This is a genomic window from Dickeya oryzae (assembly GCF_009372235.1).
Taxonomy (GTDB): domain Bacteria; phylum Pseudomonadota; class Gammaproteobacteria; order Enterobacterales; family Enterobacteriaceae; genus Dickeya; species Dickeya oryzae.
Genome location: NZ_SULL01000021.1, coordinates 50,310 through 61,839 on the forward strand (window position 1 = coordinate 50,310; position 11,530 = coordinate 61,839).

The 11,530-nt window shown below is 47.9% G+C and carries 9 protein-coding genes; 7 read left to right on the forward strand and 2 right to left on the reverse strand.

Going from position 1 to position 11,530, the window contains the following annotated elements:
- Positions 1 to 606: 606 nt before the first annotated feature.
- Positions 607 to 1,236, reverse strand: a complete 630-nt coding sequence (locus tag FAZ14_RS19460) for an FMN-binding negative transcriptional regulator (protein WP_016943643.1) — start codon at positions 1,234 to 1,236, stop codon at positions 607 to 609.
- Between the two features lie 347 nt (positions 1,237 to 1,583).
- Between FAZ14_RS19460 and patD the strand changes: the two genes are divergently transcribed.
- The 7 genes from patD to FAZ14_RS19495 all read left to right on the forward strand — a co-directional run bounded on the left by patD (position 1,584) and on the right by FAZ14_RS19495 (position 10,255).
- Positions 1,584 to 3,020, forward strand: a complete 1,437-nt coding sequence (patD, locus tag FAZ14_RS19465) for an aminobutyraldehyde dehydrogenase (protein WP_016943645.1) — start codon at positions 1,584 to 1,586, stop codon at positions 3,018 to 3,020.
- A gap of 278 nt (positions 3,021 to 3,298) precedes the next feature.
- Positions 3,299 to 4,717: a putrescine aminotransferase gene (ygjG, locus tag FAZ14_RS19470; RefSeq protein ID WP_153509043.1), complete on the forward strand. Its 1,419-nt coding sequence runs from the start codon at positions 3,299 to 3,301 to the stop codon at positions 4,715 to 4,717.
- 412 nt (positions 4,718 to 5,129) lie between these two features.
- The gene (locus tag FAZ14_RS19475; RefSeq protein ID WP_153509044.1) at positions 5,130 to 5,774 is read left to right on the forward strand and encodes a LysE family translocator; all 645 of its coding nucleotides are present in this window, start codon (positions 5,130 to 5,132) and stop codon (positions 5,772 to 5,774) included.
- Positions 5,775 to 5,933: 159 nt separating this feature from the next.
- Positions 5,934 to 6,473 (forward strand): DUF3916 domain-containing protein, encoded by a 540-nt coding sequence (locus tag FAZ14_RS19480; RefSeq protein WP_153509045.1) that lies wholly within the window; start codon positions 5,934 to 5,936, stop codon positions 6,471 to 6,473.
- Positions 6,474 to 6,824: 351 nt separating this feature from the next.
- Complete coding sequence (locus tag FAZ14_RS19485) at positions 6,825 to 8,063, forward strand: IS110 family RNA-guided transposase (protein ID WP_153509046.1); 1,239 nt, start codon at positions 6,825 to 6,827, stop codon at positions 8,061 to 8,063.
- A 472-nt stretch (positions 8,064 to 8,535) separates the two neighbouring features.
- A complete protein-coding gene (locus FAZ14_RS19490; protein WP_153509047.1) occupies positions 8,536 to 9,195 on the forward strand; it encodes a DUF6088 family protein in 660 nt (219 codons plus the stop codon).
- A gap of 10 nt (positions 9,196 to 9,205) precedes the next feature.
- Positions 9,206 to 10,255 carry a nucleotidyl transferase AbiEii/AbiGii toxin family protein gene (locus tag FAZ14_RS19495; RefSeq protein WP_153509048.1) on the forward strand — a complete coding sequence of 350 codons (1,050 nt, stop codon included), beginning with the start codon at positions 9,206 to 9,208 and terminating at the stop codon, positions 10,253 to 10,255.
- A 163-nt stretch (positions 10,256 to 10,418) separates the two neighbouring features.
- Here the strand turns inward: FAZ14_RS19495 and FAZ14_RS19500 are convergent, their stop codons facing one another.
- Entirely contained in the window at positions 10,419 to 11,492 is a 1,074-nt protein-coding gene (locus FAZ14_RS19500) for a hypothetical protein (protein ID WP_235914638.1), read from the reverse strand.
- Positions 11,493 to 11,530 lie beyond the last annotated feature (38 nt).

Sequence of the window (11,530 nt, forward strand, 5' to 3'; positions counted from 1 at the left end):
TTTTAATGATTAAATTTTATATCGATTTGTTGATTTATTCTGTTTTTTTAATGTCAATCACACGCAGGTTTGTTGGGAATAAATGATAATAATTTTCGAATCGGCTGGGGGCGTTATTTTATAAATCTATCGGTGATGTCACATTGTTGTGCTTGGGGGAAATAAATATCGTACGCTATGACTAATAGTCTATACCCTTCATACTTCAAGTTGCAGGTGTGTTGGCTGCCCTCACTCACCCCAGTCACTTACTTGTGTAAGCTCCTGGGGATGAAATGAGAGACATCCTGTCTCTCACCGGAGGCCAGCCGTTGGCTGGTCAAATTCGTTCCCAACGAATTTGTCGCTCGATTGCCGCATTACAAGGCTCTAATGAGCCTTGCCCTAAAGGGCCAACGCGTGGCGTTGTTCAACACGCAAGCGTGTTGTCCTGTAACTCGAATTATTTTGGGTATATAGGGTTATTAAAATAACGCGGCAATGACGTTTTTTTCATTGTCAGCAGTAAACCACCTCCTGATGAGGTGGTGATTGTTGTGGTCTGAGTCATGCCATGTTATCAAACCCGACCTCAAATCGGTTGAGCGAGACAGTATTAGCACGTACTTATCCTGTCTGTCGTGCGCTGACCAACGCGGCCATTGCCGGGCAACCTTGCTCACGTTGTAATCCATCAATTACGCCCTGACGGTCTGCCGGGGTTCTGTTCTGGCTCACTTTCCATTTTCCTTCCAGTGCCGTAATCGGGATTTCCAGCCCGATGATGCCGTTCAGTTGCGCGTCGATAAAATTGGCCGGTGCATCATCCACACGCCACGGTTGTGGGCGAGCATGCTCATGGGCATCGGTCAGGGCACCGACTTGCTGCCTCAACCACTGTGCGTCGTCGATAACCTTGGGCGTGCCACGTGCCTGAACCATGACGTAATTCCAGGTTGGTACCGCCTTACCTTGCACCTGTTTTGATGGATACCAGTCGGGCGAAATGTAGCTGTCCGGCCCCTGAAATACCACGAGAACCTGGTCGGCCGTTTTCAATGCATCCACCTGTGGGTTATTGCGCGCCAGATGGGCGTGTAAGGTACCGAAGGCACCCTCGTCGGTTAAGAGAAAAGGAATGAGGTTGGCTGACAGGCCGCTGGGGCCAGTGGTGATCAGCATCGCAAGCGGGTGGGCGCGCATCAGTGCGTGTAGTGTGGGCAGCCGTGTTTCGCGAAATACCGGTGGACAATGCATGGTGATGATTCCTTCTGTCGTGGATCGGTAGCGGGTAATGTCATGTATGTCGGCTATTTTGTGATGAAATGGACTGCAATGAAGGGCCACTTATGCATCATTTTGTCAGTGATATGTGATGTCAGTAATCCCTTTGCTGGTCGATATCGGTTCCCGCTCATTCTCCTTTTGGTGGTAGCTCAGCTACGCTTTAACGATAGCGAATACATGCGTTTTCACACATTGATTCACGATGAGGTGCGCGATGACGAACCCGTGCAGGGTGAACAAGTCGAGAAGATGGCAGGTATTTTGCTAGATGATTGCCATAGGGTACGTCTATAGCTATCGCTTCAGGGGAGCAGGGTATGCACGACAATTTGCTGATTGACATGTTGATTGACGGAAAACGGGTGCTGGGCAATGGAGCGCCTTACACGGTGCACAACCCAGCCACGGGAGAGGCCATCATCACGATGGCGCAGGCGGATCTGGCGCAGGTGGATGCGGCCGTGATGGCGGCGGAGGCGGCGTTTGCCCACTGGGGGCAGACAACGCCCAAAACACGCGCCACGCTGCTGCTGAAGCTGGCGGACTGCATTGAACAGCACGGTGAAGCGCTGGCCCGACTGGAATCGCTAAACTGCGGTAAACCCTACCATGCGGTATTAAATGACGAGATACCCGCAGTAGCGGATGTGTTTCGCTTTTTTGCCGGTGCCGCACGCTGCCTGAATGGCTCGGCGGCGGGCGAATATCTGGAAGGGCATACCTCGATGATCCGTCGTGATCCGGTGGGCGTCGTCGCCTCCATTGCTCCCTGGAATTATCCGTTGATGATGGCTGCCTGGAAGCTGGCTCCGGCGCTGGCGGCCGGTAACTGTGTGGTGCTGAAACCCGCCGAGCAAACGCCGCTGACGGCATTGTATTTGGCCAGCCTGTTGGCTGACCTGTTCCCGCCGGGCGTCGTCAATATCCTGTTCGGGCAGGGACGGGAAATCGGCGATGCGCTGACCGGCCATGAGCGGGTGCGCATGGTGTCACTGACCGGCTCTATTGCCACCGGTTCGCATATTATTGGCAACGCGGCGGCCAGTGTAAAACGTACCCACATGGAACTGGGCGGCAAGGCACCGGTTATCGTGTTCGACGATGCGGATCTGGAGCAGGTGACAGACGGTATTCGTAGTTTTGGCTTCTATAATGCCGGGCAGGATTGCACCGCGGCCTGCCGTCTCTACGTGCAACGCCCCATCTATGACCAACTGGTGGAAAAGCTCGGTAAGGCGGTTGCTTCGCTCAAAATCGGCACGCCCGACGACCCGACAACAGAGCTGGGGCCGCTGATCACGGCAGAGCAACTGGAACGGGTGGCTGGGTTTGTCGAGCGAGCCCGCGCACAACCTCACATCCGGCTTATCACCGGGGGAGAACGGGTGCCCGGTGGGGGGTACTATTTCCAACCCACCGTACTGGCTGATGCCCGGCAGGAAGACGAGATAGTCCAGCGTGAAGTCTTTGGTCCGGTGATATCCATTACGCCGTTTGATGATGAAGCACAAGTGGTGGCGTGGGCCAACGACTCCCGCTATGGGCTGGCGTCTTCGGTATGGACGCGGGATATCGGCCGTGCGCATCGCGTTGCCGCCTGTCTGGAATACGGCTGTACCTGGGTTAACACCCACTTCATGCTGGTCAGCGAGATGCCGCACGGCGGGCAGAAACTCTCTGGTTACGGTAAGGATATGTCGGTCTATGGTCTGGAGGATTACACCATCGTGCGGCATGTGATGATCCGCCATTAACCGTAGCGCGATAACCGATGGGCGGTGAAAAATGCCCAACCGTAGGGCGAACTGCACATAAACGGTGCGTTCGCCTTGTTTTTTGGGCGATTTTTATTCTTTATCCGATTAGCAATAGCAGAATGTGACAATAAATGAGCAGTTTTGTCTATAATCTGTTGTGAAAATAAGCAGGGGAAGGACGAAATCGTGATTTTCTGATTAGGCGGGCGGAGTGGTGCGTTATATGCATTACTTAAATTGGTATCACGTGATACCTCACCCCCAAGGAGCACATTTTGTCCAGATCTCCATCACATTTCAACCCGCTAGAGTGTTCTCAGCAGGCGCTTGATTTAATTATGAGCGATACCCTTACCGCCGACGCGATGGCGGCGCTCAATCGTGAAACGCTCAATGCATTTCGTGAGTACGTCAATCCCGGTTTTCTGGAGTACAGAAAATCCGTCACCTCCGGTGGCAGCTTCGGTGCGGTAGAATGGCGCGCCAGCGGCCCCAACACGCTGCTTGATACACAGGGTAACGAATACCTCGATTGTCTCGGCGGTTATGGCATTTTCAATGTCGGTCATCGCAACCCCACCGTAGTAGCGGCCGTGGAAAAGCAGCTTTCTAAACAGCCGTTGCACAGTCAGGAACTGCTCGATCCGCTGCGTGCCATGCTGGCAAAAACGCTGGCGGCCATTACACCGGGTACGCTGAAGTACAGTTTCTTTTGCAACAGCGGCACCGAGTCGGTGGAAGCGGCGATCAAGCTGGCGAAAGCCTACCAGTCACCGCGTGGTAAGTTCAGCTTCATCGCTACCCACGGCGCATTCCACGGTAAATCGTTGGGCGCGTTATCCGCAACCGCCAAACCGGTATTCCGTCGTCCATTCATGCCATTATTGCCCGGTTTTCACCATGTGCCGTTTGGTGATATCCAGGCGATGCGACAGAAAATCGAGCAGTGCCAGCGCAACGGCGAAGGCATCGCGGCGGTGATTCTGGAGCCGATTCAGGGTGAAGGTGGAGTCATTGTGCCGCCGGATCAGTATCTGCCTGCGGTCCGCGCACTGTGCGATGAGACCGGCGCGTTGCTGATCCTCGATGAAGTACAAACCGGCATGGGACGCACCGGCAAGATGTTTGCCTGTGAGCACTATGGCGTGCAACCCGATATCCTGTGTCTGGCGAAAGCGCTTGGCGGTGGGGTGATGCCGATTGGTGCAACGGTCGCGACCGAAGAGGTCTTTTCGGTACTGTTTGACAACCCGTTCCTGCACACCACCACCTTTGGCGGTAACCCATTGGCGTGTGCGGCGGCGCTGGCCACCATCAACGTACTGCTGCGTGATAATCTGGCGGAGCAGGCGGCGCGTCAGGGGGCGTTTCTGCTGACCGGGCTGCAACGACTGGCTGCCGCGTATCCTGATTTGATTGTGGAAGCGCGTGGCAAAGGCCTGCTACAGGCGATTGAATTCAGAGAAAACGCGATCGGCTATGCGTTTGCCAGTGAACTGTTCCAGCGCCGGGTGCTGGTGGCAGGCACGCTGAATAATGCCAAGTCGATTCGTATTGAACCGCCGTTAACCATTACCCCAGAGCAATGTCAGCACGTGCTGCAAGAGGCAGAACGGGCGCTGGCGAGGCTACGGGCAACCGGTGTCGACGACGCCAAACCTAAACCTGTTAATAAGGAACTCGCACTTCAGTGAACACCCACCTAGCAGCGTTCAGCCCTGTGCTGAGCCGATACGCAAAGCCAGTCTGATTCGTCGACTGGCTTTTTTTTGGTGGGCGATTTAACGTTGTACGTGACAACAGGCATTTTCCCCTGGCAGGAACAGAGTGAATAAATCATTGGTTGATGGGTTGTTATTAATTCCAGGTAAGTAATTTCATTTGAAATTGATTATGTAAGATTGATTTCACACAACTCTCTCATTTTAAGATTATTATCTTTACGGTGTTATGATTCTCTCTGGCCTGATTGCAGCCATTTTGGATTGACAGGCACAGTATGAGAAGTTATTTTTTATTCACTTTATTTGATTTTATATTCATATGACTTTATATCAATTGACATTGTGACACTCACACACTGTCACTGCGAGTGATAGGGAAACCATGGAACAAACCAGTTTGATTGCTTTTGCCTTTGCCGCTTTATTGCTAAACCTGAGCCCTGGCCCCTCGTTGTTTTTTGTGAGTGCACGGGGAATGAGCCAGGGGAAAGCCGCCGGAGCGGTTTCGGCATTGGGGTTAGCTTCAGGGAGTTCTATTCATGCACTTCTGGCGGGGCTGGGGGTGACGGCGATTGTCGCTAAAAGCACTTTTATTGCTAATGCCGTCGCGTTGATTGGTGGTGGGTATATTCTCTATCTGGGATGGGGCTCGCTTAAGGCTGCACGTTATGCCGGTGAAAATAATGCTACGCAGGCTGCGTCACCCCCTAAAAATAGCTTGATGAAACTGTATCTACAGGCGGTATCGGTAGAGTTTCTTAACCCCAAAACGATTCTTTTTTATCTTTCAATATTACCCGGCCTGATTTTAACCGGTGGGTATACGCCCGTACAGGCGCTGCTGGTTTCACTGATTGTACCGGCGACTGCATTACCGATTGACATGATCGCCGGGTTAACCGGGGGAATGCTGGCCCGTGCGTCGCAAAATAATCGAGTGATGAGTATGGCGCTTAATTATGTATCAGGCGGCGCACTGGTATTTATTGGTGTTATTCTGCTCTATAAGAATTTTATGGCGAGCTGATCGTGCTGTTATCACACTGGAATTTTTTTTCAGATATTTGGGGGAGATTAACGTTAGGATTCACAGTAGCAGTTTTGGGCTGTGTTTGGTATAGAAAATAACAGTGGTATAGTTATGCGACTAAGTTGATAGTCAATAAAAAAGCAGGAAGTTAACAATATGAGTAGGCGTTTATGCAGGGATAACCGCACAAAAGTACGAAACATCCCTCGTCGTATAAGGTCACTTAACCGTTGGGCTGAAACCTTTCATAACCCAGAACGCGCAGTTTTCGCTGAGGATCAACATTACTGGAATTACAAGATACCCGTAGAAATTAATCTTATTCAAGGAAAATACAGTAAACAAGAAACTAAAGCAGCCTGCGCGCAGGCCATGATTAATGCCTGTTACAACCTGATGCTCGCCACCGCAGATTATGATGACATCCCTCGAATAACTAGCGTAATTTGCCTCCCGGATATGTTTACAAGTGAAGTCTGTTTATTTCGCTCGGAGGAATACTTTCAAAGTTTCATTACAGAGGGACGTTCTGAAAATGGTTCATCTATACTCATCAGAGAACGAAGCCTTGCCCAGGAGTGGGGGCTTATTCTTCCTGATGGAGTGCAGGAATTGGGCATTACATTTGATTACTATGGTGGTGACGACCCGGATGAGTGGTTTTCAGGCGAGCGCTGGTATTATGGGCAGTTATAGTGACTTTACCTGTATTTGCTCAGACCTGTGCTCTGGCAGCGTTCAGTTCCACAAACAATCAACCCTTATAGTCAGCTATTGGCACTTGGCGGACATCTTTGCGGCAAGGTTCGCTCAGAGCGAAATATAGACTTTCATACCCTGAACGTTACGCTATTAGGTGATCCAGGGTATGCACTTGCTGGTTACGAATATTGAGCGAGAATCATGCGATGATCACCGCTTTTCTTTCGAGCCAGCAAGTGCTCCACGTTCGTTAACGAATACTCAGGGCATGCAGACAAACTGCTGACTATATTTCTTTCGAAGAACGTGGAATGCATACCAATCCTCGATAAAAAGGAGTTGGTGATGACTGCGATAAATCAGTTTACTGCTCATATTGGCCTCGACTGGGCGGATAAAAAACACGATGTATGTGTTCAGTTTAATAATGGCGAGCGAGTCTTCCATGTCATTGAACATACGCCAGAAGCACTTGATACCTGGCTGAAAGCATTGCACAAAAAAGTGAAAGGCAGGATCGCAGTCGCCATTGAACTTAAAAAAGGCCCGGTGGTTTTCGCGCTACAAAAATACCCGTTTATTACTGTTTTTCCTGTTCATGCGTTATCGCTTGCTCGCTACAGGCAGACCTTCTGGCCCAGCGGGGCAAAAGACGACCCGCAGGATGCAGAACTGGCGCTGGAACTGATGTTACGTTATCCCAAAAAGATCAAAGCCATTGAACCCGACAAAGCGGATATTCGACTACTTCAACAGCTGGTTGAACAGCGTCGGCAACTCATTGAAGACAAACGTCGTTTTGTGAACAGGTTAATCAACACTCTCAAACAATATTATCCTCAACTTCTGGAATGGTTCTCACATCGAAGTAGCTTACTGTTGTGTGAACTGATTATGAGATGGCCCAGTCTGCAACAACTGAAACGCGCCAGGCGCGACACTATTCGCAACTTTCTTAATGCCAAAGGTGGCCGCGCAACAGTCCTTACCGAGCAACGAGTTGCGAGTATCGACAATGCGATCCCGTTGACGACAGACCCGAGTGTTATAGAGGCTAATACTTTGATGGCAACAGCACTGGCGGCACAAATTAAAGTCGTGAGTGAAATCATCAAAACCTATGACGAACGAATCGAAACGTTGTTTGATACATTGCCAGCTGCAGAGTTATTTAAATCACTTCCGAGCATGGGGCCGTGTATGGGCCCACGTATGCTTGCTGCACTTGGAGATAACCGTGACCGTTTTAATAGTGCAGAAGAAATTCAAAACTACGCAGGTATCGCGCCAGTAACCGAGCGAAGCGGTCAAAAATCCTGGGTACACTGGCGATGGCAATGTGCCAAGTTCGTCCGTCAGACATTCGTGGAATGGGCTGCGAAGACGGTTAACTCATCATATTGGTCCAGACTGTATTATCAGAGCCTCAGAAAGAAGGGTAAATCTCACCAGTCTGCTATCCGGGCACTGGTGTTCAAATGGAGCCGGATAATTTATAGCTGCTGGAAGAGCAGAACCTGTTACGACGAAGCAAAATACTTACTGGCTCTGGAAGAGCGAAAATCGCCCTTACTGAAGCCATAGAGAGCTTGTTGAATGTCTCAGGGCGTGAAGCGGAGGTTCGCATTCTTTATCACTGCGCATGATGAATAACTAACATTGACGCATAAATGAATAGTAGAAGCTTCTAAGATCCGGCTTGAGACCGTACTGAGTTTCCCTCTCTAAATAGCTGCGCCTAATACCGTACACCTACCGTTTACTGATATGTGGCATGTTGCGTAAGGGCAACACATCCGAGGCCCAATGCAGTGCGGCCAGACAGAGAAAACAGCTCCAACACCTTACCCTGCAAGGGCTGGACGAAAGTGGAGCACTATTCCGCGCAGCTATTTAGTAGATCATGAGGCGCACTTGTTACAAGTCTGAAGCCGGTATCAATAGCGATACCTCTGATCTGCGCCCCAATCTTTACACTGGGCAAAAATCAACTGGCACAATTGGACTAAATGATGCAGAATCAGTTCTATGATTTCGTGTTTTTGAGGTATCGAAAATGCCTAAATTAATTCATAAATCACATGTCAAGGTAGGCATTAATTCTTACGTCAATTCCTACGTCAGCCATCAACTACCTGGGCGTGTTTTCACACATGATCAACTGATTGAACGCAAGGGCATTACTGAAGATCAGCGATCTGCGACGTTGAAGGCATTAAGCCGGATGGTTGGCGAAAAAAAAATCGTTCGCGTATCTCAAGGCGTTTATTATCGCCCTAGAATGAGCCGTTTCGGCAGTTTGCCCATTGAACCTCGAGAGCTCATCACTGCTGTTACTAAGTCAAAGAAGGTAACCATTGTTCCTGCGGGCGTTTCGGCTGTTAATGCTTTGGGGCTAGATACTCAATTACCGATGGTGCACAGCTTTTTCACTTCAGAGCGTCTTCGTGCAAAGTACAATGTTAAAAATGTAAAATTCGAATATAAAGAATCCCTTCAATATTTTGTTGAAAGATTTAATATAAAAGATGAAGAACAGCGAGCCAAAGCATTACTTTTCTGGAGCGCTTTAAGCCACATTAATAGAGATGATGCATCCTTCTACAAGGATAAACTGTATAAGAGGTTCAGGGAACTTCTTACCCCACAGACTCAAGAATCTTTCTTCAGGGCCCTTCCAGCTTCAATGAGATGGGTTAGTAAATCTCTTATATAGGCGTAACTGATTGGCTAAATTATTTTCACTCCCTCATGAGGAATGGGGTGATGTGTTTAAAACGGCAGAGAATATCCATCCACTTGGCTACCCTGCTTATATTATAGAAAAAGACTTCTGGGTCACCCAGACGTTGCTAGTTATTTACAATGTGATTGCACCCTCTATGTCTGAAAAGTCGAACGCTCCCTTTATATTTAAAGGAGGAACTTCGTTATCAAAATGTTTTGGCATAATAAATCGGATGTCGGAAGATATCGATCTTTCAATTGCCCTTGATTTGTTGGGCTGTAGCAGAGTAGTCAAGAAAGAGGGCGACAGTAGAAAAAGCCGTAGACGAGAGGCTGAGGCTATCGATGATATCGCTAAATCTTTTATAAGAGATGAGCTTTATCCAAAAGTAAATACTCTCTTAACAGAGATGGATGGCCGTATAAACGTTGAAATTGCTGATGATAAACCTCTTGACATATCCATATTCTATCCCAAATCCCTCACTGAAGATGATTATGGTGGTGCTGTTCAGCCCAGAGTATTGCTGGAAACAGGGGGGCTTTCATTAAACAACCCTACGGAAATAAAAAGTATTCAGCACATGCTTGGTGAATGTATTGAAAAACTCAAGGATGAGGATGTTGAAATTAATGTGCTCTCGTTATCACCCCAGAGAACAATGCTTGAAAAAATATTTGGGATACATGTTAACCTCACGCAGAATAGCCGGAGGCCCAAATATGCAAGACACCTGTATGATATAGTGATGCTTTATGAAGCTGAGCAAGGTTGGTGCAAGGATAAAACCTTATTCTTGGATGGAGTTGATTTTTCAGATGTCCATTATAAAACTCACGAAGCGTCATGTAACTCTGCCGAGACGGGACCCATTATACTTGTACCAGTCAATGATGAAACTCGTGAATATTACCGACGTGACTGGCTTGGTATGGCTGATATGTTTCCTAGGGGCAATTTGCCGTTCTCGTTTGATGACCTTATTGAACGAACAAAAGTGATTGAAAACGATATTAATGAAGTTTTTTATAATCTGAAAACACAATGATGGCGAATTCATAATAAGTCAAACACCCTGTTTCCCGAAGACGTATCTTCATAGCCAAAGGTCGCCAAGTCCGATGTGAGAGAAGTGCAGAAACGTCTGCACTTCTCTCATGCTCACTATGTCCGTCTTGAAAATGGCTACCGGAGGCGTGGCAATTAATATGCTATTTACCAGTATACTCGAGTGTGTTGAACTCAGTGTTTGGCTGTTGGCTTATAAGCCACAAAGGTAAGTTCTTCCCCTTGTAACCTTCGGGTATGGTTATTGAAAGAGCATGTGGCTCCAGCATTGTATCGATGGAGGTTACCCGTCGCTCGTTTACCGTCAGCTCGTTGAACGCTGTGGTAATCATAGAACTGAGATTACCGATGAAGTCGAAGCCATTTAGTTCACTATTATCTGGGTTTTTAGGTCTAAAGATATATCTTACGCTATGTAATTCTCCACTCTCTTCTAAAATTGCTTCTGCGTCACCGCAATCCCAATCTCCAAAGCGCATGAAATAAAACGCCATGTTTTTTTCGTGACTGTCATCTACTTCATTACCATCGCAGTAGATTTTTACATCACCAATAATGAATTGTGCTTGATTATTATCGTCAATTGATGCGTCTTTATTTTTATCTGCTATAAGTTCGAAGACTAAATCTGGTTTTGTGCCAATCATCAAGTCGCCAAGCATACCCATATTATTATTTGCCAGTGAATGAATTAAGTTTGTTTCATATTTACGATCAAGTTCGATAAATGCACTTTTGGGGAGCATTGCCCAGCGGTTGATGCAACGATAGTAGATTGCATAATAGACAGGTATGCCATGAAGTTCACTGTACCTTTCAATTTTATCAATGTTTTCTTTATGTAGAAGGAATGAGGCTTGAGGCCTCGCTTGGTTGCAATTCTTTACTTCAACGAATATGGACGTGCCATCGTTAAGTATCAATTTATAATCAGGCGGTTGTATGTCAGCATCGGCAGCGAAGCCTTCTCCTGCATCCTCAGATTTGATGAATTTACAGCCACCGAGTCCAGCGGCAAGGTTCCCAAAGAGAGCTTCAACTCTTTTACCATGAACAAGCATTTCATTACTTTGTGATGTCTTTAATAACTCTCCAAAGCTTGTCATAAATGCGTCAAAATCTTCTTGAACGTGTAGCTTGTAACCTCGCCCACGGCTTAGTTCTGAATAGATCTCAAGGGGTGCATATTTTTCAGGATTTCTTTGTATACGTTTCATTTTAAAAATCTTTTTTAGATTAGAGGTGTGAACTTACA